At 62.3% G+C, this 26,991-nt stretch carries 24 protein-coding genes and 1 other RNA gene; 18 read left to right on the plus strand and 7 right to left on the minus strand.

Annotated elements, in window-relative coordinates; genetic code table 11:
* The 3 genes from I6L36_RS21510 (at position 1) to emrD (ending at position 3,705) form a co-directional block, all read left to right on the plus strand.
* On the plus strand, positions 1-807 hold the full coding sequence (locus I6L36_RS21510) for an ABC transporter permease (protein WP_010675089.1): 807 nt from the start codon (positions 1-3) through the stop codon (positions 805-807).
* Positions 804-2,234, plus strand: coding sequence for an ABC transporter ATP-binding protein (locus I6L36_RS21515; protein WP_216986916.1), 1,431 nt, complete (start codon positions 804-806; stop codon positions 2,232-2,234). Before I6L36_RS21510 ends, I6L36_RS21515 begins: the two co-directional genes overlap by 4 nt.
* 271 nt (positions 2,235-2,505) lie before the next feature.
* Positions 2,506-3,705 (plus strand): multidrug efflux MFS transporter EmrD, encoded by a 1,200-nt coding sequence (gene emrD, locus I6L36_RS21520; protein WP_109112651.1) that lies wholly within the window; start codon positions 2,506-2,508, stop codon positions 3,703-3,705.
* Positions 3,706-3,838: 133 nt separating this feature from the next.
* Here the strand turns inward: emrD and ssrS are convergent.
* A non-coding RNA gene (ssrS, locus tag I6L36_RS21525) (6S RNA) lies at positions 3,839-4,021 on the minus strand.
* A gap of 16 nt (positions 4,022-4,037) precedes the next feature.
* On the minus strand, positions 4,038-4,370 hold the full coding sequence (gene zapA, locus I6L36_RS21530) for a cell division protein ZapA (RefSeq protein ID WP_010675086.1): 333 nt from the start codon (positions 4,368-4,370) through the stop codon (positions 4,038-4,040).
* 173 nt (positions 4,371-4,543) lie between these two features.
* On the opposite strand from zapA, the gene I6L36_RS21535 reads away from it, so the two are divergent.
* From I6L36_RS21535 to gcvP, 6 genes are all read left to right on the plus strand, one after another.
* Entirely contained in the window at positions 4,544-5,113 is a 570-nt protein-coding gene (locus I6L36_RS21535) for a UPF0149 family protein (RefSeq protein WP_042864005.1), read from the plus strand.
* A 187-nt stretch (positions 5,114-5,300) separates the two neighbouring features.
* The gene (gene ubiH / locus I6L36_RS21540; RefSeq protein ID WP_052816375.1) at positions 5,301-6,524 is read left to right on the plus strand and encodes a 2-octaprenyl-6-methoxyphenyl hydroxylase; all 1,224 of its coding nucleotides are present in this window, start codon (positions 5,301-5,303) and stop codon (positions 6,522-6,524) included.
* A 100-nt stretch (positions 6,525-6,624) separates the two neighbouring features.
* Entirely contained in the window at positions 6,625-7,845 is a 1,221-nt protein-coding gene (locus tag I6L36_RS21545; protein WP_162540620.1) for an FAD-dependent 2-octaprenylphenol hydroxylase, read from the plus strand.
* 381 nt (positions 7,846-8,226) lie between these two features.
* On the plus strand, positions 8,227-9,324 hold the full coding sequence (gene gcvT, locus I6L36_RS21550; protein ID WP_010675082.1) for a glycine cleavage system aminomethyltransferase GcvT: 1,098 nt from the start codon (positions 8,227-8,229) through the stop codon (positions 9,322-9,324).
* Between the two features lie 76 nt (positions 9,325-9,400).
* The gene (gene gcvH, locus I6L36_RS21555; RefSeq protein ID WP_109112845.1) at positions 9,401-9,790 is read left to right on the plus strand and encodes a glycine cleavage system protein GcvH; all 390 of its coding nucleotides are present in this window, start codon (positions 9,401-9,403) and stop codon (positions 9,788-9,790) included.
* Positions 9,791-10,022: 232 nt separating this feature from the next.
* On the plus strand, positions 10,023-12,899 hold the full coding sequence (gene gcvP / locus I6L36_RS21560; protein ID WP_109112846.1) for an aminomethyl-transferring glycine dehydrogenase: 2,877 nt from the start codon (positions 10,023-10,025) through the stop codon (positions 12,897-12,899).
* Between the two features lie 87 nt (positions 12,900-12,986).
* Here the strand turns inward: gcvP and I6L36_RS21565 are convergent, their stop codons facing one another.
* Complete coding sequence (locus tag I6L36_RS21565) at positions 12,987-13,472, minus strand: VOC family protein (protein ID WP_109113219.1); 486 nt, start codon at positions 13,470-13,472, stop codon at positions 12,987-12,989.
* A 228-nt stretch (positions 13,473-13,700) separates the two neighbouring features.
* Here I6L36_RS21565 and I6L36_RS21570 point away from each other — a divergent pair, with 228 nt between their 5' ends.
* Entirely contained in the window at positions 13,701-14,450 is a 750-nt protein-coding gene (locus tag I6L36_RS21570; RefSeq protein ID WP_042863985.1) for a class I SAM-dependent methyltransferase, read from the plus strand.
* 124 nt (positions 14,451-14,574) lie between these two features.
* Here the strand turns inward: I6L36_RS21570 and I6L36_RS21575 are convergent, their stop codons facing one another.
* The gene (locus I6L36_RS21575) at positions 14,575-14,820 is read right to left on the minus strand and encodes a hypothetical protein (RefSeq protein WP_109113220.1); all 246 of its coding nucleotides are present in this window, start codon (positions 14,818-14,820) and stop codon (positions 14,575-14,577) included.
* Between the two features lie 115 nt (positions 14,821-14,935).
* Between I6L36_RS21575 and I6L36_RS21580 the strand changes: the two genes are divergently transcribed.
* Complete coding sequence (locus I6L36_RS21580) at positions 14,936-16,255, plus strand: MFS transporter (protein ID WP_109111995.1); 1,320 nt, start codon at positions 14,936-14,938, stop codon at positions 16,253-16,255.
* 71 nt (positions 16,256-16,326) lie between these two features.
* Here the strand turns inward: I6L36_RS21580 and ahpF are convergent, their stop codons facing one another.
* From ahpF to I6L36_RS21595, 3 genes are all read right to left on the minus strand, one after another.
* The gene (gene ahpF, locus I6L36_RS21585) at positions 16,327-17,913 is read right to left on the minus strand and encodes an alkyl hydroperoxide reductase subunit F (RefSeq protein ID WP_041215014.1); all 1,587 of its coding nucleotides are present in this window, start codon (positions 17,911-17,913) and stop codon (positions 16,327-16,329) included.
* Between the two features lie 142 nt (positions 17,914-18,055).
* Positions 18,056-18,622, minus strand: coding sequence for an alkyl hydroperoxide reductase subunit C (gene ahpC, locus I6L36_RS21590; protein ID WP_010675074.1), 567 nt, complete (start codon positions 18,620-18,622; stop codon positions 18,056-18,058).
* Positions 18,623-19,251: 629 nt separating this feature from the next.
* Positions 19,252-19,698 carry a CBS domain-containing protein gene (locus I6L36_RS21595; RefSeq protein WP_109111996.1) on the minus strand — a complete coding sequence of 149 codons (447 nt, stop codon included), beginning with the start codon at positions 19,696-19,698 and terminating at the stop codon, positions 19,252-19,254.
* A gap of 211 nt (positions 19,699-19,909) precedes the next feature.
* Here I6L36_RS21595 and queA point away from each other — a divergent pair, with 211 nt between their 5' ends.
* From queA to nlpI, 7 genes are all read left to right on the plus strand, one after another.
* Positions 19,910-20,977: a tRNA preQ1(34) S-adenosylmethionine ribosyltransferase-isomerase QueA gene (gene queA, locus I6L36_RS21600; RefSeq protein ID WP_010675072.1), complete on the plus strand. Its 1,068-nt coding sequence runs from the start codon at positions 19,910-19,912 to the stop codon at positions 20,975-20,977.
* A 118-nt stretch (positions 20,978-21,095) separates the two neighbouring features.
* Entirely contained in the window at positions 21,096-22,232 is a 1,137-nt protein-coding gene (tgt, locus tag I6L36_RS21605) for a tRNA guanosine(34) transglycosylase Tgt (RefSeq protein WP_010675071.1), read from the plus strand.
* Between the two features lie 50 nt (positions 22,233-22,282).
* Complete coding sequence (yajC, locus tag I6L36_RS21610) at positions 22,283-22,618, plus strand: preprotein translocase subunit YajC (protein ID WP_010675070.1); 336 nt, start codon at positions 22,283-22,285, stop codon at positions 22,616-22,618.
* Positions 22,619-22,636: 18 nt separating this feature from the next.
* Positions 22,637-24,490, plus strand: coding sequence for a protein translocase subunit SecD (gene secD / locus I6L36_RS21615; protein WP_109111997.1), 1,854 nt, complete (start codon positions 22,637-22,639; stop codon positions 24,488-24,490).
* A 9-nt stretch (positions 24,491-24,499) separates the two neighbouring features.
* Positions 24,500-25,447, plus strand: coding sequence for a protein translocase subunit SecF (gene secF, locus I6L36_RS21620; RefSeq protein WP_039038736.1), 948 nt, complete (start codon positions 24,500-24,502; stop codon positions 25,445-25,447).
* 100 nt (positions 25,448-25,547) lie between these two features.
* Entirely contained in the window at positions 25,548-25,916 is a 369-nt protein-coding gene (locus I6L36_RS21625) for a rhodanese-like domain-containing protein (RefSeq protein ID WP_039038735.1), read from the plus strand.
* 90 nt (positions 25,917-26,006) lie between these two features.
* Positions 26,007-26,939: a lipoprotein NlpI gene (nlpI, locus tag I6L36_RS21630; protein WP_301554361.1), complete on the plus strand. Its 933-nt coding sequence runs from the start codon at positions 26,007-26,009 to the stop codon at positions 26,937-26,939.
* Positions 26,940-26,991: the final 52 nt, after the last annotated feature.

A 26,991-nucleotide genomic window follows, 5' to 3' on the forward strand; every position in this document is an offset into this window, starting at 1 on the left:
ATGTCGTTGTCTGTCAAAACGGGGCTGGGCCTGCTCCTGCTGGTGGTGTTGTTTGCCCTGCTGGGCCCCGTGCTCTGGCCCGATCCGGCGGCTCAGGATCTGGCACAGTTTCTGGCTGATCCCTCCTGGCAGGAGCCCCTCGGGCGGGATCAGATGGGGCGCAGCCTGATGGCGCGCCTCGCGGCGGCGACCCGGCTCTCCCTGCTGCTGGGACTGCTGTGCGTCATCACGGCGGCGCTGCTGGGGTCATTGCTGGGCTGGCTCTCGGCCTGGCGCGGCGGCTGGGTCGACGGTCTGCTGCGCAGTCTGGCCGACGGCGTGCTGGCCCTGCCAGGCCTGTTGCTGGTGCTGCTCTTCTCCGCCATGGCCCAGGGGGGCTTTGCCATCCTCTATCTCGGGTTGGCCATGGCCCAGTGGGTGGAGTATTACCGGGTGGTGCGTGCCCGCAGCCGGGGGCTGCTCGCCTCGCCCCAGGTGGAGGCGTCCCGTCTGCTGGGATTCGGCCATGCCCATGTGGTGCGGCGCCATCTCTGGCCCGAGCTCGCCCCCCAGTTGCTCACCATGATGGCCTTCGGCCTAGCGGGTGCCATTCTAACCCTCTCTACCCTGGGCTTTGTCGGAGTGGGCATTCAGCCGCCCACGCCCGAGCTGGGGCTGATGATGACGGAGGCGCTGCCCCACTATCAGGAGGCTCCCCGTCTGCTACTGGCCCCCATTCTTGTCATGGGGCTGATGTTGCTGGCTCTGGTGCTGCTTCATCAGACGCGCGGCCTTGACATGCCATCTTCACAAGGAGCCACCTCATGACGGCCATTAAAATCAAGGGGTTGCAGGTCGATGATGGCCAGAAAACTCTGTTGCAGGCGCTGGATTTCACCATTCATCCCGGCACCGCCCTGACCCTGATCGGGGAGAGCGGTTCGGGCAAATCCCTGTTGGCTCATGCCCTGATGGGGACGTTGCCAGCCCCTCTGACAGGCCGGGGTGAGATGGTGTCGGGTGGCCGCCATCACAACCTGGCCGACACGCCTCGCCTGCGCACTCTCTGGGGGAGGGAGCTGGCGATGCTACCCCAGGAGCCGGTGCTGGCGCTGGATCCCACCATGGGGTTGCTTGCCCAGGTGGAGGAGGGGTGGCTGCCAGGGGGTAAGGAGGCCCGATCGCGGGCCCGCGCCGCCCTCGAGTGGCTTGGACTGGCCGGGCGGGAGGGCGCTTTTGTACACCAGCTCTTGGGAGGCATGGCCCAGCGCGCGGCCTTTGCCGCCGCCACCCTGGGGGAGGCCCGTCTGCTGGTGGCCGACGAGCCCACCAAGGGGCTCGACAGCCAGGCCGCAGCCAGGCTGGGTGCCTTGTTGCTGGGCTACCTGGCCCGTGGACGCCATCTGCTGACCATCACCCATGATCTCTCCCTGGCTCGCGCATTGGGGGGCTGGGTGCTGGTGGTCAAGGGAGGAGAGATCGTGGAGCAGGGGCCCGCCGAGCGTGTGCTGCACACGCCATCCCATGCCTATACCCGGGCCCTGCTGGCGGCGGAGCCCTCCGCCTGGCCCGAGGCGACCATCCCTCCCACCGGTGACTGGCTCATCCGCGGGAAGGGGCTTGCCATGGGATATGGGGATCAACCCCTGTTCACGGGGCTCGACCTTGCCCTGGCGCAAGGGGAGCGAATGGCCATCATGGCGCCGAGCGGCGCGGGCAAGAGCACCCTCGGCAACGTGCTGCTGGGTCTGCAACGCCCCCTGCAAGGGGAGGTGCTGCGCCGGGAAGGGATAGCCCCCTGCCGCTGGCAGAAGCTCTATCAGGATCCGGTGCTGGCCTTTGCCAGCCGAGTGCGCCTCGCCACCCAGTTCGATGATGTGCTGCGTCTGCACAGGCTGCCTCGCCATCGGCTTGTCGACTATCTGGCCCGGTTGGGGCTGGATGAACGGCTGCTGACGCGCCTGCCAAACCAGGTCTCGGGAGGGGAGCTGCAGCGGCTGTCGCTTATCCGGGCCCTGTTGCTGCGCCCCGTGCTGCTGTTCGCCGATGAGCCCACGTCCCGGCTCGATCCCCTGAGCCAGCAACAGACCATCGCCTGTCTGCTGGAGGAACTGGGAGAGATAGGCTGCGCCCTGCTGCTGGTGACCCATGACGAGGGGCTGGCCGGCAAGGTTGCTCCTCGTTGTCTGAGACTGGGGGAGGCGGGTACCCCCATGTTCGAAGGCGCGTCGGCCGAGGTGAGAAGAGTGGGATAAAGAGGGGACAGGATGAATCCTTCCCCCATGATGAGATGACAGTGACGGGGCCTTGGGCCCCGTCGCATTAGAAAAACTTGGGTAAGCAGATTATAAAGTTTCGTTCGTTTTTTGTGATATGAATCACTAATATTGTCGTAAGCCAGAGAGCGTCCTGCTGCTGGCGGGTGCGGGTCCTCCGCCTTGTTCCTCTTCAACGACCTTTGTCAGACACCTCCTGCAGATCCCTGCCCGGAGGGTGGCGGCTTTTTGATCTTTTTCGGACGACAGTATGTATCGGCACAGCTTCTATCCCCTGTTTTTCCTGACCATTCTGATGGTCGCCGTGGGTCAGATGACCCAGACCCTCTATGTGCCCTCCATTCCCATGATGGCGGGGGACTTCCATGTGGCCTCCGGCCAGATGCAGGCGGTGATGGCCTGCTACCTCATTCCCTACGGCCTCTCCCAGTTCGTTTATGGCCCCTTGTCGGATCGCATCGGTCGTCGCCCTGTGCTCATCATCGGCATGATGATCTTCCTGGTCGGCACCCTCACCATCCAGCTGATCCCAAGCTTCACCGCCCTGCTGGCGGGCAGCCTGATCCAGGGGCTGGGCACCGGGGCAGGGGGCGCCATGAGCCGGACCGTAATGCGCGACCGTTACAGTGGCGCCGAGCTCAACCGTGCCAACAGCCTGGTAAGCATGGGGGTCATCTTCTCCCCGCTGCTGGCACCTGTGCTGGGCGGCTGGCTCACCGAGCTGTTCAACTGGCGTGCCGGCTACTGGTTCCTATTCGGTTTTGGTGCCTTGACCACCCTGGCGCTGCTGGCCTGGTTTGGGGAGACGCTGCCAGCATCCGCCCGCCAGCATTCGCTGCGGGTGGGCGCCGCCTATCGTCATGTGCTCGGCAACCCGCGCTTTCAAGGCAACCTGCTCTGTCTGATGGCCACCTTTGCCGGCCTCGCGGTGTTCGAGGCGGCGGCCGGGGTGTTGTTGGGGGACGTGCTCAAGCTGAGTGCCCGCACCGTCAGCGTACTGTTCGTGCTGCCGCTGCCCGGTTATCTGTTCGGCGCCTGGCTTTCCGCCAGACTGAGTTTTCGCCTGAGCCAGGGCAAGCTGATGCGCCTTGGCATCGCCTTCCTGGCCCTGGGGTCGCTCATCATCCTAGTACCCGGGTTGCTCGGCATGGTGAGTGCTGCCTCCCTGGTGGGCGGGGCTGCGGTCTACTTCATTGGCAGCGGCATCCTCTATCCGACCGCCACCTCCTGTGCCATCGAGCCCTTCCCGGGTCAGGCGGGCACCGCGGGAGCCGTGCTCGGGGGCATGCAGAATCTGGGGGCTGGCGTGGTAACCCTGCTGGCCGCCAGCTTCCCGATGACGGGGCAGGTGACCCTGGGGGCCATCATGACGGTGATGGTGCTGATCGTGGCCTTGAGCTTTGTGTGGCTGCGCCACCACGGCGCGCCCCACGAGCAGATGGCCGTCTGACACGGCCAAGAGCCCGCCCCGTTGGCGGGCTTTTTACTGCCTCCTGCCGGGTGGCGAGACGCCGCAGTCGAGTGGAAGGGGGTTGCCGCGCAGGCAAAGAAAAAGCCCGTCGTGATGACGGGCTTTTTTGGGTAGGTACCCCGGAGATGCCGTTGCCGGTTTGGGCCCTTGAACCGTCGGTTCAAGGCGGAGATCTAATCTGGCCGCAGGCTTCTCGGTCGGGCCGAGCATGCTCAATAGCCAGAAGGCAGACCCCCTGTTTGGTATGAATATCGGCTCGGGGACTTGAACCGGCTGACAAACACTCCAGGGAATTTCAAAACTCGGTGCGATTAGGGCTGTTGCGCCTCTTCGCTGGATTCACCGTATTGTCCGTGCTCGATCAAGGCGGCTTCGATGGTGCGTTGCAGCATCTTGATCCGCTTGTCCATGGTCTCAGAGTATTGGTGGTTTTTCTCTTTTTCAAGGCAGAGCTCGTGACAGAAATTGAGCGCTGCCATGACGGCCAGCTGTTCGTTGCTGGAGACCTTGGAACGTTGACGAAGCTCAATGAGCTTGTCGGTCAGCTGGTCGGCGGCCTGGCGCAGGGCATCTTGTTGTCCCAGGGGACAGGACACCTTGTAGGGACGTCCCAGAATGACGATTTCTACGGCCTCTATGCTCATGCCTTCCTCAATACGGCGGGGCTGATTTCCGCCTTTATCCACGTGGACAACTGGGCGGGACTATATAGCGCAGATGCAGAAGTTTCAAGGCCTTGCTGGCTCTGGCAGGGGGAGAATGCTAGGATCTCGGCCATAAATTCTGCATATTTGCCTGAACTTTGAGCGGATCCTAGATGAGCAAAACAAACCCCCTGAAATACGCCGCCGTGGCGGACCTGATGGCACAGCACGACCTCATGGCGACGGCCGTCGAGGCCCATGGCGTGATCTGCGGCCTGGTGTGCGGTGGCGTGGCCCTGGACGACAAAAGCTGGCAGCCCCATTTCAATGATCTGATCAACGACGGTTTCGGTCTGCCGGCACCGGTGCGCCAGGTGATGACCGACCTCTATCACGAGGTGATCGAGAGCCTGATGGCACAAAAGGGCGTCGAGTTGCTGCTGCCAAGCGACGAGGCGCCGCTCGATGAGCGCATCGACTCGCTGGTGGACTGGTCCCAGGCCTTCCTAGCCGGCTTTGGCGTGGTCCAACAGGAGCTCTCCAAGGCATCCGAAGAGCTGCAGGAGATGATTCAGGACATCGCCAGCATCACCCAGGTCTCTGCCGAGTTCGATCAGGAAGATGAAGAGAACGAAGCCTCCTTCCTGGTGCTCTACGAACACGTGCGCCTCGGGGTCATGATGGCGTTCGAGGAGTTTGGCAAGCGCCCGGCCGCGCCGAGCACGCCGCCGACCCTGCACTGATCTGCCCGCCCAGCGGGTCAATGAAAGAGCGCATCACGGCGCTCTTTCTGTTTTACAAGGGGTGAGAGCAGGGGAGGTACTCTGCTAACCCATGGCGCCAAAGCGGTTTTTTGCCCGTGGCTTCGCATCCCGTCCGCCACCTTTGTGGTAGGATTGGCCCACGTTTTTTCGCCTATGCCCTCTTCTCATGTCTCAATCTGATCTGGTTCACGTCGACGTGGCTATCGTCGGCGGTGGTATGAGCGGTGCCGTGCTGGCCCTCTCCCTTGCCGCCCTGAAAGGACAGGATGGCGCCCCCCTGCAGATCCTGCTGCTGGAGGCGAGTGCGCCCGAGCTCAATGCTCATCCCGGTTTCGATGCCCGTGCCATCGCGCTTTCCGCCGGTACTTGCGAGGCGCTGGCTCGTCACGGCCTCTGGCCGCACCTGGTACCCCACTGCTCCCCCATCACCCATATCCATGTGTCGGATCGGGGCCACTGTGGCCAGACCCGGCTGTCGGCGGCGGAGTATGGTCTACCCGCCCTCGGTCAGGTGATCGAGCTGTCGGCGGCGGGTATCGTGCTGCAAGAGGCGATCGCCGCCTGCCCGCAGATCCGTATGTTGTGCCCGGCCAGGCTTGAGGCCATCGACCCCGACGAGGCGGGAGTGACGCTCGCCCTGGAGGGCGGCGCGCGCTACCGCACCCGGCTGCTGGTGGCGGCCGACGGGGGCCACTCCTTCGTGCGCCAGCATTTCAAGATGCCGGTCAGTCGCCACGATTATGGCCAGAGCGCCATCATCGCCACCGTCAAGACCGCCGAGGATCCCGCCGGACGGGCCTTCGAGCGCTTCACCGATGGAGGGCCGCTGGCCCTGCTGCCCATGCAGGACGGCCTCTCCTCCCTGGTGTGGAGCGTGCCGCGGGACGAGGCACAGGGGCTGCTTGCACTGGATGACGCCGCCTTTCTCGCCCGTCTGCAGCAGGCTTTTGGCTGGCGCCTCGGGCGCATCGAGCGCACCGGCGTGCGCCACCTCTATCCGCTGGTGCTGACGGTGGCCGACTACCCGCTGGCCCAGCGCACCGTGCTGGTGGGTAACGCCGCCCACCTGCTGCACCCCATCGCCGGTCAGGGGTTCAACCTCGGCATGCGGGATCTGGACGTGCTGACCCGGACCCTGGCCCGTGCGCTCGCGGCGGGGGAAGACATCGGCGGCTTTGAGGTGCTAAGCGGCTACTGGCAGTCGCGGCGGGACGATCAGGCCCAGACCGTCTGGCTCACGTCCTCCCTGGCCCAGCTCTTCTCAAACCATCACGCTCCCCTGGTGGTGGGCCGCAATCTGGCGCTCTCCCTGATGGGCAGAGTGCCCTGGCTCAAGGCACCGCTCGCCTCCCGCACCCTGGGATTCGTGAACGAGGTGTGCGGCCAATAAGCGCTGTCGCCCCGGCGGCAAAGACGATTTCGAGCAAGAGGCACGCCTGTGGGCGTCGCCTCGCAGATCCTGGCGACTCGCCCGGAAAGGACACAAGAGAATGCAGATGCAAGATGTGGATGTGGTGATCGTGGGGGGGGGCATGGTGGGCCTGGGGCTCGCTGCCGCCCTCAAGAACCGGGCGATCAAGGTGGCCATCGTGGAAGGCCGGCTGCCCGATGCAACGCTCGGTGAGACGCCGGACAACAGGGTCAGTGCCCTGAGCCTCGCGAGTCAGCACATCCTGCAAGGGGTCGGCGCCTGGGACGCCATAGTGGCGCGCCGCCTGAAGCCCTATGAGAAGATGCAGGTGTGGGAGCAGGACAGTTTCGGCCACATCGATTTCGATGCTGCCAGCCTGCGTCAGGGGGCCCTTGGCCACATCGTCGAGAACCGGGTGATCCAGCTTGCGCTGCTGGACGCCATCGCGGGGGCAAGCAATATCCAGATGCTGACCCCGGCCCGGGCCACCAGCCTGCAGTGCGGGCCAGCGGGCGCCCTGCTGCTGCTGGAAGATGGCCAGGCCCTCTCGGCCAAGCTGGTGGTGGCCGCCGATGGCGCCCACTCCTGGGTGCGCCGTCAGGCCGATATCCCGCTCACCAGCTGGGATTACGGTCATCACGCCCTGGTGGCGACGGTGCGTTGTGCCGAGCCCCATGAGGCGGTGGCCCGCCAGATCTTCACCCCTCAGGGGCCGCTCGCCTTCCTGCCCCTGTGGCAGCCCGACCTCTGCTCCATCGTGTGGTCTGTGCCCGCGGCCCGCGCCGAGGCGCTCTGCGCCCTGGATGACGACGGCTTCAACCGCCAGCTCACCGCCGCCTTTGATGGGCGCCTCGGGCTGTGCAAGGTGGAGGGGGCTCGCAGCGCCATTCCGCTGACCGCCCGCTACGCCCGCGACTTTGCCCGCGAGCGCCTGGTGCTGGTGGGGGATGCGGCCCACACCATCCACCCGCTGGCGGGGCAGGGGGTGAATCTGGGCTTGCTGGATGCCGCCGCTCTGGCGGAGCAGATCCTCATTCATCACGGCAAGGGCGCGGACATCGGCCTGCTCGCCAACCTGCGGGGCTACGAGCGCTGGCGCAAGAGCGAGGCGGCGCGCATGCTGGCGGCCATGGAGGGGCTCAAGCGACTGTTTGCGGGCAGCAACCCCCTCAAGAAGCTGGTGCGCGGGGTGGGGCTTCGCGCCGTCGACGGTCTTGGCCCCCTCAAGCAGGGCATGATCCGGGCCGCCATGGGGCTGGATGGGGAGCTGCCCACCCTGGCCAAGGGTGAAAAAATCTAATCTTACCCCGGGGTTTTAACAAAAAAACTAATCTGACTGGGCTAGATGCCCCTTCGGGGTGTCAGCCTTTAATGTTGGCGAGAAGCGAAACGTTTTTCTGGAAATTGTGACGGAACGGTAAAAATCAACATTAAATCCCGCAATAATGCGGTTTTGTCTGTTTTTATCACTGTTTTTGCCTTAGTGTCTGGTGTCAGTGAGTCGGGTGAGGATTAGTTTTTTTTGAGCGGTGCCCCGGCACGCTTGTCATATAATCCGCTCCGTTCAAGGAATCACTCCTGCCCGCCCGGGCGGGAACGAGCACAGAGCTTGTGGTCCGTAGTTCCCGACGAGCCGGGGCGGATTGCGAGTGTTGTCGCGAACGCTTAAGGAAACACAGCGATGATCCAGACTACTGTATTGCATCCGAAACACCTGGAAGCGGGTGCCAAGATGGTGGACTTCCACGGTTGGGAGATGCCCATCAACTACGGTTCCCAGTTGGAAGAGCACCATGTGGTGCGCACCGATGCAGGCATGTTCGATGTCTCCCACATGACCATCGTCGATTTGACCGGCGAGCGGGTCAAAGCCTTCCTGCAACACCTGCTGGCCAACGACGTGGCCAAACTCACCGTACCCGGCAAGGCCCTCTACAGCGGCATGCTCAATCCGGAAGGCGGCGTCATCGATGACCTCATCACCTATTTCCTGACCGATACCTTCTACCGCCTGGTGGTGAACTCCGCCACCCGCGAGAAGGATCTGGCCTGGATCCGCCATCACGCCATCGACTTTGCCGTGAGCGTGACCGAGCGCCCCGAGCTTGCCATGATCGCGGTGCAGGGCCCCCACGCCAAGGCCAAGGCGGCCAAGGTGTTCACCCCCGAGCAGAATGCGGCGGTCGAAGGCATGAAGCCCTTCTTCGGTGTGCAGGCCGGGGATCTCTTCATCGCCACCACCGGCTACACCGGCGAAGATGGCTACGAGATCGTGGTCCCCCAAGAGAAGGCATGCGATCTGTGGCAGGCCCTGCTGGACAACGGCGTGGCCCCTTGTGGCCTGGGTGCCCGTGATACCCTGCGCCTGGAAGCGGGCATGAACCTCTACGGTCAGGACATGGACGAGTCAATCTCTCCGCTTGCCGCCAACATGGCCTGGACCCTGGCCTGGGAGCCTGCCTCCCGCCAATTCATCGGCCGCGCCGCCCTGGAAGCCCAGAAGGCCGCCGGCAACCAGCCCAAGCTGGTGGGTCTGGTGATGGAAGAAAAGGGCGTGCTGCGTGCCGGCATGCCGGTCACCTTCACCAGCGAGAGCGGCGAGACACGGGAAGGGGTGATCACCTCCGGCTCCTTCTCGCCCACCCTGGGTTACAGCATTGCCCTGGCGCGGGTGCCCCGTGATATCGGCGAACAGGCCCAGGTGGAGATCCGCAAGAAGCAGGTCACCGTGAAAGTCACCAAGCCGGCCTTCGTGCGCAACGGCCAGCCGTTGGTGTAATCATTGATTGCGGCGAGGGTTGACCTTCCCCGCCCCATTTTTGTTGAAGCGATCCAAGAGCATAAAGGAAGCACAAATGAGCCATATCCCGAGCGAACTGAAATATGCCACCTCCCACGAGTGGGTCCGTGTTGAAGCCAACGGCGAAGCCGTGGTCGGCATCACCGAGCACGCCCAGGATCTGCTGGGGGACATGGTGTTCGTCGATCTGCCGGAAGTGGGCAAGCAGGTGAGCGCCGGTGAAGATTGCGCCGTGGCGGAGTCCGTCAAGGCCGCCTCCGACATCTACAGCCCGGTGGGCGGCGAGATCCTGGCTGTCAACGAAGAGCTGGAAGGCAGCCCCGAGCTGGTCAACTCCGACCCCTACGGCGCCGGCTGGCTGTTCCGCATCAAGCTGGACGACGCGGGCGAGCTCGCCAACCTGCTGGATGCCGAAGGCTACCAGAACGTGGTGGACGAAGAGTAATGCCCCCGGGCCCTGCCAACACAGCAGGGCCCTCTTGTATGACTGCCATCATGCGGCCATGGCGGTTGCAGGAAGGGCGCAGTCTTTGCGCCTTCGGGATGCCCTTGCCGCATTCCCCGTCTGCCCGCGGCGGACACAGAACATGAGTGGAGCCGGTATCGACCGGCTACAGGAACATCAGGTCTTGGTTGTCAGTATGTCATGCCAGGACCTATTACCAGGAAATAGGGAAATGACCCAGTCACTGTTTGAACTCGAGCAAAAAACCGATTTCATCCGCCGTCACATCGGCCCGGGTGAGGAAGAACTGCGGGCCCTGCTCGCCACCGTGGGGGCCGAGAGCCTGGACGATCTGATTGAGCAGACGGTCCCCGCTGCCATCCGTCGTCCGGGGCCGCTTGGTATCGGCGCCCCCATGACCGAAGTGGAGGCCCTGGCCAAGCTAAAGGGTTATGCGGCCAAGAACCAGATCGCCAAGAGCTACATCGGCATGGGCTACCATGACACCCACGTGCCCCACGTCATCCTGCGCAACGTGCTGGAAAACCCGGGCTGGTACACCGCCTACACCCCCTATCAGCCCGAGCTGGCCCAGGGCCGTCTCGAAGCCCTGCTCAACTTCCAGCAGCTCACCCTGGATCTCACCGGCATGGATCTGGCGAGCGCCTCCCTGCTCGATGAAGCCACCGCCGCCGCCGAAGCCATGGCGCTGGCCAAGCGCATGGCCAAATCCAAATCCAACCTCTTCTTCGTGGCCGACGACGTTCACCCCCAGGTGATCGACGTGGTCAAGGAGCGCGCGGTCCACTTCGGTTTCGATGTGGTGGTCGGCCCTGCGGGCGAGGCCGTGAGCGAAGAGGTATTCGGTGCCATGTTCCAGTACCCGGGCACTACCGGCAATGTGACCGATCTGCGTTCCCTCATTGCCGCCGTCCAGGCCCAGAAGGGGCTGGCCTGCGTCGGGACCGACATGCTCTCCCTGCTGCTGCTCAAATCCCCGGGTGAACTGGGTGCCGACGTGGTGTTCGGCAGTGCCCAGCGCTTCGGTGTGCCCATGGGTTACGGTGGCCCCCACGCCGCCTTCTTCGCCACCCGCGACGCCTACAAGCGCTCCATGCCGGGTCGCATCATCGGCGTCTCCAAGGATGCCCGTGGCAAGAGCGCCCTGCGCATGGCCATGCAGACCCGCGAGCAGCATATCCGCCGCGAGAAGGCCAACTCCAACATCTGTACTGCCCAGGTGCTGCTGGCCAACATGGCGAGCTTCTACGCCGTTTACCACGGGCCGGTGGGGCTGAAAACCATCGCCTCCCGCGTGCACCGTCTGACCACCATCCTGGCGCTCGGCCTTACCGCCAAGGGCGTGGCCCTCAAGCACGGAAGCTGGTTCGATACCCTCACTGTACTGACGTCGGACAAGGCTGCACTCATTGCCAAGGCCGAAGGGCTCGGCATCAACCTGCGTGCGGATCTCGATGGTGCGGTCGGTGTGTCCCTCTCTGAAACCACCACCCGAGGCGATGTGGCCGAGCTGTTCGATCTGTTCCTTGGGGCGGGTCACGGCCTCGATGTGGAGGCCCTCGACCAGGCCGCCCAGACGCATCAGGCGATCCCGCAGGATCTGCTGCGCACCGACGCCGTGCTGACTCACGAGGTATTCAACAAGTACCACTCCGAGACCGAGATGCTGCGCTACATCCACCGTCTCGAAGCGAAAGATCTGGCCCTGAACTACGCCATGATCTCGCTCGGCTCCTGCACCATGAAGCTCAACGCCACCGCCGAGATGATCCCGGTGACCTGGCCCGAATTCGGCAAGCTGCACCCCTTCGCGCCGCTCAAGCAGACCCAGGGCTACCAGCTGCTGCTGGCAGATCTGGAAGACTGGCTGGTGAAGGTGACCGGCTACGATGCGGTCTGCATGCAGCCCAACTCCGGCGCGCAGGGGGAATACGCGGGCCTGCTCGCCATCAAGAAGTACCACGAGTCCCGCGGCGAGGGGCATCGCGATGTGTGCCTCATCCCGGCCTCTGCCCACGGCACCAACCCGGCCTCCGCCCAGATGGCGGGCCTCAAGGTCATCGTCACCGCCTGTGACAAGGCAGGCAACGTGGATCTGGACGACCTGCGCGCCAAGGCCGCCGAGGTCGGAGACCAGCTCTCCTGCCTGATGGTGACCTACCCCTCCACCCACGGGGTGTACGAGGAGACCATCAAGGAGGTGTGCGACATCGTTCACCAGTATGGTGGTCAGGTGTACCTCGACGGCGCCAACATGAACGCGCAGGTCGGGCTGACGGCACCAGGCTTTATCGGCGCGGACGTCTCTCACCTCAACCTGCACAAGACCTTCGCCATTCCTCATGGCGGTGGCGGTCCGGGCATGGGCCCCATCGGCGTGAAGAAACACCTGGCACCGTTTGTGGCCGGTCACGCCGTGGTCAAGACCGACAAGGAGAGCCGTGACAACGGCGCCGTGTCTGCCGCTCCGTTCGGTTCGGCCAGCATTTTGCCCATCAGCTGGATGTACATCGCCATGCTGGGGGACGAGGGGCTCAAGAAATCCACCCAGGTCGCCATCCTCAACGCCAACTACCTGGCCAAGAAGCTCGGCGAGTCCTTCCCCGTGCTCTATACAGGTCGCAACGGCCGGGTGGCCCACGAGTGCATTCTGGACATCCGCCCGCTCAAAGAAGCCAGTGGCATCAGCGAGATGGACGTGGCCAAGCGCCTGATGGACTACGGCTTCCACGCGCCGACCATGAGCTTCCCGGTAGCGGGCACCCTGATGGTCGAGCCGACCGAATCCGAATCCAAGCGCGAGCTGGATCGCTTCGTGGAAGCCATGACCGCCATCCGCGCCGAGATAGCCCGGGTGCAGGACGGTCACTGGAGCCTTGCCGACAACCCCCTGGTCCATGCGCCGCACACCCAGGACGACGTGATGGATGCAGAGTGGAACCGTGGCTACAGCCGCGCCGAGGCGGTCTTCCCATCCGACGCGGTGCGCGCCAGCAAGCTGTGGCCGTCGGTCAACCGTATCGACGACGTCTATGGCGATCGCAATCTGTTCTGCTCCTGCGTACCCACCGAGGATTACGCCAAGTAATCGTGGCGCCGTGAAGAGCTGACAGCCAATATGCACAAGGCCACCCCCAGGGGTGGCCTTGTTGTGTGCGGCGCCCGTGCGAACGGGCTACTCGCCCCGGCGCGCCGCCTCGATGGTGGCAATGTCAATCTTGTCCATCTGCATCATGGCCTCGAAGGCGCGTCTCGCTGCCTCGGGGTCGGGATCGCTTATCGCCTCGATGAGGACCTGAGGGGTGATCTGCCAGGAGATGCCCCACTTGTCCTGACACCAGCCGCACTCGCTCGCCTGACCGCCATGGTCGATGATGGCGTGCCAGTAGCGATCCGTCTCGGCCTGGTCCTGGGTGGCCACCTGAAACGAGAACGCCCAGTTGTGGCGGACCCCGGGCCCGCCGTTGAGGCCGAGGCAGGGGATCCCCATCACGCTGAACTCGACCGTCAGCACATCCCCTTCCTTGCCGGCGGGATAGTCGGCCGGGGCCCGGTGTACGGCTCCGATGGCGGAGTCGGGGAAGAGGCTGGCGTAAAACCGTGCCGCCTCCTCGGCATCCCCGTCATACCAGAGGCAAATCCTGTTCTTGACTGGTCTCATTGTGTCGCAGCTCCATCCTGGTGTTTGTCCTTCGACGCCCGTGAGCGGGCGCCCCGATGGGTATCCTGCCGCCCGCAGCGCCTGCTGCTTCGCTGGGTGACAAGCCAGCCTGTACGCCGTTTGCCACCCGCTTGGGGCTTGCATGATGGGGTCAAGTGTAGTGGCATGGGGATCCTGGTCACCAGGCCGGGAGCCGGCATGAAGGCCGCAGCAAGAGAGGAGTCTGCCATGGACAGTACCCAGCGATTCTCGACCCGGGTCGAGGCCTATGTGAAGTATCGGCCCGGTTATCCCGCCGCCATGCTGGATTTTCTGGCAAGGGAGCTGGCCATGGGGCCCGAGTCCCAGGTGGCCGACATCGGCGCCGGCACCGGCATCCTGACCGCCCTGCTGGCCCCCCGGGTCGCGCGGGTCTGGGCGGTGGAGCCCAACGACGATATGCGGGCAGCCGCCAAACGGCTGCTCGCCCAGGTGGGGAACATTGGCTGGCTGCACGGCAGTGCGGAAGCCACGGGCCTGCCCACGGGGGCGATGGATCTGGTGACGGTCGCCCAGGCGTTTCACTGGTTCGATCGCGCGGCTTTTCGGCAGGAGTGCCAGCGGCTGCTCAAGCCCGGTGGCCAGGTCGCCCTCATCTGGAATGACAGGCTGACGAATACCCCGTTTCTCAAGGCCTATGAAGAGGGGTTGCACGCCTACTCGGGGGATTACGAGGAGGTCAATCATCGCAACCTCGGCGAGGCGGATTTTCGCGCCTTCTTCACCGGGGAGTACCGGCTCGATCGCTTCGAGAACAGCCAGCTGTTCGATCTTGACGGGGTGCTTGGACGGCTCAACTCCTCCTCCTATGCGCCTGTGGCGGGCACGCCGGCCCACGATCAGATGACGGCGCTCGTTCGCCGCGAGTTTGCTCGCCATGCCGTTGACGGCAAGATAGCCTTCAACTATTGCACCCTGGTCTACAGTGGCCGGGTGTAGCCCCGTTCAGCGCTGACATCCGCAGTGAAAAGGCCCCCGTTAGTGATGGCGAGGGCCTTGTTTCATTTTGGCGGTCTGTATCCGGGTGATGCGAAAGAGACCGTCGCGCGGCGAAGGGGTGGTATCAGCCCTGATCGATGCCGAGAATGGTCATGGCCTTGGCCAGTGTATCGACCGATTCCTGATGCTTGCCCGCGTTGTGCAGGGTCTCTCCGTCCGCCCTCAACTGCTTCACCTCGGCCAGTTGCTCGGCACTGAGGGCGGGGCCTGCGGCCAGGGCGTCGTCTATCTTCTTCATGTCCATGGGGCAGTGGAAGGCGAGGGCGCTGCCGCAAAAGAGCAGGGCGGCCAACAACAGCATGAGTCTCATCTTTCGGATCTCCATGTGGGGTTCCCGTCAAGCATAGCCCGCAGGGGGAGGGCATTCGGGTTGAAGGGGGCGGGAGGCAGGGGCTACCATGACCCTTTTGTTGCGAGGAGGCTCCATGGCACTGACAAGGTTGCTGTCCCCCCTGACCAGTCTGGTGATCTTCATTCTGGGTCACGGTCTGTTCAATACCCTGCTGACGGTGCGTCTCTCCGCCGAGCAGGTGTCCGCCCAGGCCATCGGTCTGGTGTCGGCTGCCTATTTCGGCGGCCTGGTGCTGGGGACCTTCATCAATGCCCGCCTCATCATCCGGGTGGGTCATATCCGGGCCTATGCGGCTTATGCCTCCCTGCTCTGTTTTCTGTTTCTGCTGCACGGCATGGTGGTGGAGCCTGTCACCTGGGCGGCGCTGCGGCTGATCGGGGGGTTTGCCACCGGCGGCCTGTTCGTGGTGCTGGAGTCCTGGATGCTGGTCTCAAGCACCCCGGCGAACCGGGGGCGGTTGATGTCCCTCTACATGATCCTGCTGTACGGCTCACTCGCCCTGGGCCAGCTGCTGCTCAAGCAGGTGGACCCCATGGTGCTGACGCCGTTCGCCCTGTGCGCCATGGCGGCGACCCTCTCCGTGGTGCCTCTGGCGCTCTCCCGGGTGGCGACGCCGGCCATGGTGGCACCCCAGCCGGTGGGAGTGCTGGAGCTGGTGCGCCTCACTCCGGCGGGAATGGGCAGCAGCTTTACCTCGGGCCTCATCCTCGGGGCCATCTATGGGCTGTTGCCGCTCTATTTCACCGACAGCGGCGCCTCCCTCTCCCAGGTGGCGGACATGATGGCGCTGGTGATCCTGGGGGGGATGTGTCTGCAATATCCCATCGGGCGTGCATCTGATCGCTACGACAGACGGTTGGTGATCCTGCTGCTCTGCACCCTGCTGACCCTGATCGCGTTGCTGATGGTGCTGCTGCCGGGGCCCTGGCGCGAGCCAATCGAGGGGACTCTTGTCTTCCTGCTGGGGGGCATGGCGTTCTCCATCTATCCCTTGAGCCTCAGCCATGCCTGCGATGAACTGCGCCCGGATCAGGTGCTGGGGGCAAACCAGGGGCTGCTGCTTGCCTACAGCCTGGGAGCCATGACGGGTCCGCTGCTGGCCCCCTTTACCATGGCGACGTTCGGACCACAGGGGCTGTTCGTCTACTTTGCCCTGTGCGGTCTGCTGCTGTCGGCCTATCTCGGCTGGCGCAGGCGTAAGCGAGCCCCCATTCCGCTGACGGAGCATCAGGTCTTCATGCCTGTGCCCCCCAACACCCCCATGACGGCGGAGCTGGAGCCAAGAACGGATCTGGAAGGGGAGGCAGTGCCGGCGAGCTATGCCGTGCCTGATGCAGAAGAGAGAGCGGTGAGTGAAGAGGGGCAGGAGAGGGACGCGCCGCAGGGGCGCTGAAGGCTGGCGACCCAACGACAGGGATAAAAAAACCGACTCCAGCGAGTCGGTTTTTTGTTGGGCGGCGGTTATCAGGCGGTCACGGCATCGGCCTGGGTAGCTTGTGCTTCCGGCGCCGGGTTGCGAATGAGGTAATCAAACGCACCCAGGGCGGCGGTGGCACCTGCCCCCATGGAGATGATGATCTGCTTGAACGGTACCGTGGTGGCATCCCCTGCGGCATAGACGCCGGGCAGGGAGGTGGCACCCTTGGTGTCGATCTCGATTTCGCCAAAGCGGGTCAGGGCCACTTCGCTCCCCTTGAGGAACTCGGTGTTCGGCACCAGACCGATCTGGACGAAGATGCCGGCCACCGCCAGATGCTTGATCTCGCCGGTAGTGCGATCTTCGTAGTCCATGCCCACCACCTTGCTGCCGTCGCCGATCACTTCGGTGGTGCGGGCGCTCATGATGATGTCGATATTGCCCATGGAGCGGGCCTTCTTCTGCAGCACGTCGTCGGCACGCAGGGTATCGGCGAACTCCACCACGGTGACGTGCTCGACGATGCCGGCCAGATCGATGGCCGCCTCGATGCCGGAGTTGCCGCCACCGATCACCGCCACGCGCTTGCCCTTGAAGAAGGGGCCATCACAGTGCGGGCAGTAGGCCACACCCTTGGTACGGTACTCGAGTTCACCCGGCACGTTCAGGTCGCGCCAGCGGGCACCGGTCGCCAGGATCACGGCGCGGCTCTTCAAGGTGGCACCGGAGGCGAGGTCCACGTTGACGTAACCATCCTTGCTGATGGCGGCGGCACGCTGCTCGGTGATCACTTCCACGCCGTACTGCTTGACGTGCTGCTCCAGGCTGGCGGCCAGCTTGGGGCCCTCGGTGTAGGGCACGGAGATGAAGTTCTCGATGCCGACGGTGTCCATCACCTGGCCACCGAAACGTTCGGCGACAATGGCGGTGCGAATGCCTTTGCGGGCGGCATAGATGGCCGCGGCGGCGCCGGCCGGGCCACCGCCCACCACCAGCACGTCATAAGGCGCTTTTTCGCTCAGCTCTTGCGCCTTGCGCTCGGCAGCGCCGGTGTCGAGTTTGGCGACGATCTCTTCCAGCGAAATACGGCCCTGGCTGAACGGCTGACCGTTCAGGTAGACGTTCGGGACCGCCATGATTTGACGCTCGTTCACCTCATCCTGGAACAGGGCACCGTCGATCATGGTGTGGGTGATGCCGGGATTCAGGGTGGACATCAGGTTCAGGGCCTGTACCACGTCCGGACAGTTGTGGCAGGAGAGTGAAATATAGGTCTCGAAGTGGAACTCGCCCTTGAGGTTCTTCACCTGCTCCAGCACGGCCGGATCGGCCTTGGAGGGGTGACCGCCGCTTTGCAGCAGGGCGAGCACCAGGGAGGTGAATTCATGACCCATGGGAATGCCGGCAAAGTGCACGCGCGGGGCCTGGCCCTGGGGCGCGATGCTCATGGAAGGCTTGCGGGCGTTACGACCATCGGTCAGGGAAATTTTGGGGGACATCTCGGCGATCTCGCTGGCCAATGCCAGGAGTTCGGCGGATTTGTCGCTGTCATTGCCGGACACGCTGATCTCGATGGGATTGACGATGTACTGCAAGTAACCGTTGAGTTGTTGTTTGAGGTTGGTATCTAACATGGTCGAATTCCTTCTTGCTGAATGCGGGTCGGCACGATGACCGGATACAGAAAACAGAGGTCCACACAGCAGACCGGCGCATTTTCTGAGGGCCGTAAACAAGACCGGCCCTTGAACGGGCCGGTCTTCAGAGCGGGGAGGCTTAGATTTTGCCTACCAGATCCAGGGACGGGGCCAGGGTGGCGTCGCCTTCTTTCCACTTGGCCGGGCACACTTCACCCGGGTGGGAAGCAACGTACTGGGCAGCCTTGACCTTGCGCAGCAGTTCCAGTGCGTCACGGCCGATGCCGCCAGCGTTGATTTCAACGATCTGGATGACGCCTTGCGGGTCGATGACGAAGGTACCGCGGTCAGCCAGGCCAGCTTCTTCGATCATCACGCCGAAGTTGCGAGTGATGGTGCCGGTGGGGTCGCCGATCATCGGGTACTGGATCTTCTGGATGGTGTCAGAAGTGTCGTGCCAGGCCTTGTGGGTGAAGTGGGTGTCGGTGGAGACGGCGTAGATCTCGACGCCCAGCTTCTGGAATTCGGCGTAGTTGTCGGCCAGGTCGCCCAGCTCGGTCGGGCAGACGAAGGTGAAATCAGCCGGGTAGAAGAACACCACGGACCACTTGCCTTTCAGGTCAGCGTCAGACACCTGAACGAATTTGCCATTGTGGTAGGCGGTGGCGTTGAACGGCTTGATTTCAGTGTTGATGTAGGTAGACATGTATTTGCTCCTTGGTGATGTACATATGCCTGTCTGGTGTTGAAGAGTCGTGCCAGACGAGGCGCTTAACTTTCGATGGAGTCATCATAGTGACTTTTTCTAATCGGTCAAAGCCACAATTTTGAATCACATAAATCTATTTATTAGATAGACCATCACAACTGTACCTAACATGAATATCTCAGGCCTTCGGAGATAACTCATTGTCGAAGTTCAATTTCTGTCCTGCATGTCACATTTTCAAGGGCTGGGCCGGATTTGTTTTCATTGCGTGAGCAGAGAAGGGGGCAGACGAGGCGGCGCAGTAGAAAAAAGAGGGATAAAAAAATCCCGGCGCCGTCGCACAGACAGGGCCGGGTCATCAAACAAGGAATGGCGATAAATATGCTTTACAGCAAAGACTAACTACGGGGTGTGCAAACTTGCAGACATATGAAGAGAAGATGGCGGGTGCACAATCCTCATCTCCTCTTCGGCAACCATTGCATGGTGGGCATCATAGTGTGATGAATGTCACAACGCAAGTTTTGTGGTGTAATTTTACAGTCAAATTGAAAGTGTTTCACTTGAATGGCCGTTTAATTAGGCTGAAAACGCTTTTATTGTAATTTTATTACATAATTTTAAGATCAAAAGTCGGTTGGGGGCTCCTGCTCCTCCATCAGCTCCAGCAGATTGATGGCCACGGCGATGAAGTCCGACTCGGTGACGATGCCAACCAGCTTGCGCCCCTTGAGTACCGGCAGACAGCCATATTTGTGGCGCTGCAGATACAGAGCCGCCTCCTTGATGCCGGCGTGGGGATCCACGCTCGCAACCTGACGGGTCATGATCTCGTCGAGCTGGACGCTGTCGGTGAACTCCGCCTCCCGCTCGAGGTTGATCAGCAGCAGCTTGGATTCACGGGTGGCCAGGATGTCCGAGAGGGTGACCAGACCGAGCAGATGCTGGTGTTCATCGACGATGGGAACGTGACGGATCCGCTCCTGCTGCATCAGCTCCATCGCCTGCTTGACGCTGTTTTCCGGACCCAGGGTAAAGGGGTGTTCAGTCATGATCTCGGAGAGGGTCATCATAGTGGGCCTCCTTGTGTGTCTGCTTCCACCCTAGCCCAGCCCCCGTCGCCAGAACATGATCGGGGTCAATACAAAACCTTAAAGGTTTTTTAACGGGCCCAACCTCACAAAATGGCCCGCTATCCCTTGTCTTCCTTGGGTTTTTAGTCTTTTGGGTTGCCTTGGAAGAGGGGGATAACTAGACTAGCCGCCGATTCCCCCGAGGTGAAAGATGCAAGTATCCGATTTTCATTTTGATCTGCCAGACGAGCTGATTGCCCGCTATCCCATGGCGGAGCGTACCGCCAGCCGCCTGCTGCAGCTCGATGGTCAAACCGGCGCCCTGCGCCACGGTCATTTTGTCGATGTGCTTGACCAGCTCAACCCCGGCGATCTGCTGGTGTTCAACAATACCCGTGTCATTCCGGCGCGCATGTTTGGCCAGAAGGCCAGCGGCGGCAAGCTTGAGGTGCTGGTGGAGCGCATTCTGGACGAGCACAGCGTGCTGGCGCACGTCCGCTCGTCCAAGTCCCCCAAGCCAGGTACCCGTCTCCTTCTGGATGGCGGTGCCGACGGCGTGCCCGTCGAGGCCGAGATGCGTGCCCGCCACGACGCTCTGTTCGAGATCCACTTCCTGGACCCGCGCCCTGTGCTGACCATTCTGGATGCCATCGGCCACATGCCGCTGCCTCCCTATATCGACCGTCCCGACGAGGATGCCGACAAGGAGCGCTACCAGACCGTCTACAACCAGAAGCCGGGTGCCGTGGCGGCGCCGACCGCCGGTCTGCACTTCGACGAGCCGCTGCTCGAGCAGATCCGTGCCAAGGGCGTGGAGATGGCCTTCGTGACCCTACACGTGGGGGCGGGCACCTTCCAGCCGGTGCGCGTCGACAAGATTGAAGATCACCACATGCACTCGGAATACGCCGAAGTGCCCCAGGAGGTGGTGGATGCCATCGCGGCGACCCGCGCCCGCGGCGGTCGGGTGGTTGCGGTGGGCACCACGTCGGTACGATCCCTGGAGAGCGCAGCCAAGGCGACCCTGGCCCAGGGCAAGCCGCTGGCGCCCTTCTTCAATGACACCGACATCTTCATCTTCCCCGGTTACGAGTTCCAGGTGGTCGATGCCATGATCACCAACTTCCACCTGCCCGAATCCACCCTGATCATGCTGGTCAGCGCCTTTGCCGGCTATGACAACGTGATGGCCGCCTATCAGGCCGCCGTGGCGGGACAGTACCGTTTCTTCAGCTACGGGGACGCCATGTTCGTCACCCGTCGCCGGGTGCAGGGTTAAGCCTTGCCCTTCAGAAGTCGTTCAGGCTCTGCTTGTCAGTATGCCGGCCGGCTTCATATTACCGGGCTCCTCGGGCCCTTTGTTGTCAGACTGTTTCTCTGACTGAATAGAGGTAGCAATGAAATTTGAATTGAAAACCACCGATGGGCGTGCCCGTCGCGGTCAACTGGTGTTCGAGCGTGGCGTGGTCCAGACCCCGGCCTTCATGCCGGTCGGCACTTACGGCACCGTCAAGGGGATGACACCGGAAGAGGTACGTGAGACCGGTGCCCAGATCCTGCTTGGCAACACCTTCCACCTCTGGCTGCGCCCGGGTCAGGAAGTGATGCGCGCCCACGGCGATCTGCACGACTTCATGAACTGGCAGGGGCCGATCCTGACCGACTCCGGTGGTTTCCAGGTGTTCAGTCTGGGGCATATCCGCAAGATCACCGAGGAGGGGGTGCACTTCCGTCATCCCATCAACGGCGAGAAGATCTTCCTCGACCCCGAGAAGTCCATGGAGATCCAGTACGATCTGGGTTCCGACATCGTGATGATCTTCGACGAGTGCACCCCGTACCCGGCCACCTATGAGGAAGCGCGCAAGTCCATGGAGATGTCCCTGCGCTGGGCCAAGCGCTCCCGTGACAAGTTCGATGCGCTCGGCAACAAGAACGCCCTGTTCGGCATCATTCAGGGTTCTGTCTACGAACCGCTGCGGGATGTGTCGCTGGACGGTCTCCTTGAGATCGGCTTCGACGGTTACGCGGTCGGCGGTCTCGCCGTGGGTGAGCCCAAAGAGGACATGCATCGCATCCTTGACCATGTCTGCCCGAAAATTCCGGCCGACAAGCCGCGCTACCTGATGGGGGTGGGCAAGCCGGAGGATCTGGTGGAAGGGGTGCGCCGCGGTATCGACATGTTCGACTGCGTGATGCCGACCCGCAACGCCCGCAACGGTCATCTCTTTACCACCGATGGCGTGGTCAAGATCCGCAACGCCAAGTACCGGGAAGACACCAGCACCCTGGATGCGGACTGCGATTGCTACACCTGCAAGAACTACACCCGCAGCTATCTGTACCATCTGGACAAGTGCAACGAGATCCTCGGTGCCCGTCTGAATACCATCCACAACCTGCGTTATTACCAGCGCGTGATGCAGGGTTTGCGGGACGCGATCGAGCAGGGTAAATTAGACGACTTTGTAACTGAGTTTTACCGTCGGCAAGGGAAGCCTGTGCCTCCACTGGCTGAAAATGACGTGAAATAACAACGACATATAAGTTAGTATTCAAATCTACATCAATAAGAGGTTGTTAAATGAGCATTATCTCCAAGGCGTATGCAGAAGGCGCGGCTCCGGCAGCACAGGGTGGTGGCATGGAAATGATCATCATGCTGGCCGTGTTCGGTCTCATCTTCTACTTCATGATCTACCGTCCCCAGGCCAAGCGTGCCAAGGAGCATCGCAATCTGATGAGCTCCCTCTCCAAGGGCGACGAAGTGCTCACTTCCGGTGGCCTGGTCGGCAAGATCGCCAAGGTTTCCGCCGACAGCGACTACATTGTGCTGGCCCTGAACGATCAGACCCAGGTCACCATCAAGCGTGACTTCGTCTCTGCCGTTCTGCCCAAGGGTTCTATCCAGTCCCTCTAATCTCCCGAGGAGCACAGCGTGTTAAATCGCTATCCGCTGTGGAAATACCTGATGGTGATCGTCGTGATCGCCATCGGTTTTCTATATGCAGCCCCCAATCTTTACGGCGAAGACCCGGCCTTGCAGGTCTCTGCCAGCCGTGGTGCCGAAGTCAAACTAGAAACCCTCGATCAGGTGAAGGAAACCCTCGACGAGGCGAAGATCCCGGTCAAGCATGCGGCGTTCGAGCACGGCTTCATCCTGATCCGTTTCAACAACACCGAAGACCAGCTCAAGGCGCGCGATATCGTGGCCAACAAGCTGGGCGACAATTTCATCACCGCCCTCAACCTGGCACCCTCCACCCCCGCCTGGCTTGAGGCCATCGGCGCGGCGCCCCTGAAGCTCGGTCTTGACCTGCGGGGCGGTGTGCACTTCCTGATGGAAGTGGACATGGCCGAAGCGCTGGCCAAGCAGCAGGAACAGATGGTGCAGGATTTCCGCGCCGAGCTGCGTACCCAGAAGATCCGCTACTCCGGTGTACGCCGGGTCGGGGATCAGGTGCAGGTGGTCTTCCGTGACGAGGCCGATCAGGCCAAGGCACTCTCCTTCCTGCGTCGCCAGAATGCGGATCTTGTCTTCACCACAGACCAGAAAGGGGATGACTTCATCCTGCTGGCCACTCTGAGCGAAGCCAAGGTCAAAGAGGTGAAGAAGTATGCCCTCGAGCAGAACATCACCATCATCCGCAACCGGGTGAACGAACTGGGTGTGGCCGAGCCGCTGGTCCAGCAGCAGGGCGGTGAGCGTATCATCGTCGAGCTGCCGGGGATCCAGGACACCGCCCGTGCCAAGGAGATCCTGGGTGCCACCGCGACCCTGGAGTTCCACATGGTCGATGAGGCTGCCGATATCCAGGCCGCTGCCGCAGGCCGCGTGCCGCCGAGCTCCAAGGTCTACAACGATCGCAACGGTCGTCCCGTGGTACTGCAAAAGCGCGTGATCCTGACCGGTGACCACATCGTGGGTGCCCAGTCCGGTTTCGATGAATACAGCCGTCCCCAGGTCAACATCAAGCTCGATGGTCAGGGTGGCAACAAGATGGCCAACTTTACCAAGGACAACGTTGGCAAGGGCATGGCGACCGTCTTCATCGAGTACAAGCCGGTGGGTCAGCCTGGTCCGGACGGCAAGCGCAAGTTCCGCAAGCAGGAGGAGGTGATCAACGTCGCCACCATCCAGTCTCGCCTGGGTAGCCAGTTCCGTATCACCGGGATCGACAACGCCAACGAAGCCCACAACCTGGCGCTGCTGCTGCGTGCCGGTGCCCTGATTGCCCCCATCCAGATCGTCGAAGAGCGCACCATAGGCCCGAGCCTGGGTCAGCAGAACATCGACAGCGGGATGGAAGCCATCGGCTGGGCCATGCTGGTGATCGTGCTCTTCATGGGGATCTACTACCGTGCCTTCGGCTGGGTGGCCAATCTGGCGCTGACCATGAACCTGGTGCTCATCGTCGGTATCATGTCGATGATCCCGGGGGCCACCATGACCCTGCCGGGCATCGCCGGTATCGTGTTGACGCTGGGCATGGCGGTGGATGCGAACGTGCTGATCTACGAGCGTATTCGTGAAGAGATCCGCAATGGTCGCGGGGTGCAGCAAGCCATTCACCTGGGCTTTGATCGCGCCTTCTCCACCATCGCCGACTCCAACGTCACCTCGCTCATCACCTGCGTGATCCTGTTCGGTATCGGTACCGGTGCCATCAAGGGCTTCGCCCTGACCCTCGGGATCGGCCTGACGGCGTCCATGTTCACTGCCATCACGGTATCCCGCGCCATCATCAACCTGGCCTGGGGTGGACGGCGCATCGACAAGCTGCCGATCTAAGGAAGAGACATGTTTCAAATTCTACATTTTGAAAAGCCCATCCCCTTCATGCGTTTCGCCAAGCTGGGTATGGTCCTCTCTGCTCTGGTAACGGTGCTCGCCCTCTACGTTCTGTACGATCGTGGCCTGAACTGGGGGCTGGACTTCACCGGCGGTACCACCATCGAGGTGGGGTTCCAGCAGTCGGTGAGCCTGGACAAGATGCACGAGGCGCTGGATCAGCAGAAGATTGACGGGGCGACCCTGCAGTTCTTCGGCTCCAGCCGTGATGTGCTGGTGCGCATGGCCCCGCAAGAGGGCGTCAAGGTCGAGCAGCAGGGCAACGAGGTCCTGGCGGCCGCCAAGCTGGTCGACGAGAGCGCCGTGCTCAAGCGTGTCGAGTTCGTCGGTCCCTCCGTGGGTGACGAGCTGGCCACCGACGGTGCCCTGGCCATGCTGGCCTCCATCCTCTGTATCCTGATCTACGTGGCGGTGCGCTTCGAGTGGCGTCTGGCCACGGGGGGCATCCTCTCCCTGGCTCACGACGTGATCATCACCCTCGGCATCTTTGCCTACTTCCAGTACGAGTTCGACCTGACCGTGCTGGCGGCGCTGATGACGCTGGTGGGGTACTCCCTGAACGACACCATCGTTGTGTTCGACCGGGTGCGGGAGAATTTCCGCAAGGTACGCCGTGGGGACACCGCGGAGATCATGGATCTTTCCATGACCGAGACCCTGAGCCGGACCATCATCACCTCGGGGTTGACCTTCGTGGTGGTGGTGGCGCTGCTGCTCAAAGGCGGGCCTCTGATCCACGGTTTCTCCATCGCCATGGTGATCGGGGTGGCCTTCGGGACCTACTCCTCCATCTATGTGGCGAGCGCCTCAGCCATGTTCCTCGGGATCAAGCGGGAGCACATGCTGCCGACCCAGGTGGAAAAAGAGGGCGCGGATCAGCAAGAGATCCTGCCGTAACAGACAAGGGCGCCGCAAGGCGCCCTTTCTCTTGTGGCCGGGGTGAGTCATGATGCTCCCCACAACCCAGCATCCATTACCCAAAGCAAGGAGCAAGCCCATGCAACACAATCCCCGTTTTCTGGCCCTGGTAGAGGCCATCCGCCCGCAGGTGCAGGAAACCGATGTGCATCAGATCAAGCGCTGGCAGGATGAGGGCCGAGCATTTCATCTGATCGACGTGCGCGAAGAGAGCGAGTGGGCCAGGGGCCATCTGCCGGGGGCCACCTATCTCGGGCGCGGGGTGATAGAGCGTGACATCGAGACCCGGTATCCGGATCCCGACACCGAACTCTACCTCTATTGTGGTGGGGGATTTCGCTCCATCCTGGTGGCGGATAACCTGCAGAAGATGGGTTATTCCCGGGTCGTCAGCGTCGATGGAGGCTTTCGCGGCTGGAGCGATGCCGGATACCCTGTCGAATCCTGATTTATTTGAGGGAGAGGGGCTGCGCCACATGACAAACGGCCCCGTGATCTTTACCATATGCGGGGTCAAGCGTAAGCGTCGGAGTGTTCATTGAACGTCAGGATAGGGATTGGATACCTCACGGGTATCCTGTTGTTGCTCCCCTTGTGGGGTTGCAGCAGTAGCAGTCAGGTACAAGCGCCTCAAGTTCCCAAGCCGCAACCCGCTTCACTGGTATTGGCGACCCCCTTGCAGGTCTCCTACCAGAGCGAGTTGGCGTTGGCGCGACTCGGGCAGATGCTCAGTGAAATGGAATTGACGACCGAACAGCGGGCAGAACTCTTCTATGAGCGTGCCGTGGTGTTTGACCGGGTGGGCTTGCGTTCCCTGGCGCGACTCGACTTCAACCGCGCCCTGCGGGAGAAGCCGGATTTTGCCGAGGCCTACAACTTCATCGGTGTCTATCTGGTTCAACAGCAGAACTACGACGAGGCCTATGAGGCGTTCGACTCCGCCCTGGAGCTCGCCCCGGATTACGACTACGCCTATCTCAACCGGGGAATCGCGCTCTATTACGGTAATCGCCCCGAGCTTGCCGCGGCGGATATGAAGCGCTTCTACGAGGCGCAACCAGAAGACCCTTATCGGGTGATCTGGCTCTATCTGGCCGAGCAGAAGCTCAACGGACCGGCGGCCATGAGCCGGATGCGCGAGCGGCTCAACAAGTATGACGACGACGCCTGGAACTGGGATCTGGTGCGCCTCTATACGGGCGACATCAATGCCACCCAGTTGATGAGCAACGTGGTGAAAGGGGTCAAGGACAACAGGGAGCTCGCCGAGCGCCTGTGCGAGACCTACTTCTACCTCGGCAAGTTCGAGCTGGCCAAGGGTAACCGCAAGGAAGCCATCAGCTACTTCAAGCTGGCGCTGGCCAACAACGTCTATGACTTCATCGAGCATCGCTATGCCTTGCTGGAGCTGGAACTGATGGCGCGCAAGCCCCAGCCACCCGGAGCCCAGGGCAAGAGCGGCAAAGCGTGACTAAACGGGTTTGATCCCCATGAAAAAGGCCTCTTGACGAGGCCTTTTTGCT

It is taken from the genome of Aeromonas sp. FDAARGOS 1406 (assembly GCF_019048565.1).
GTDB classification, from domain to species: Bacteria; Pseudomonadota; Gammaproteobacteria; order Enterobacterales; family Aeromonadaceae; genus Aeromonas; species Aeromonas caviae.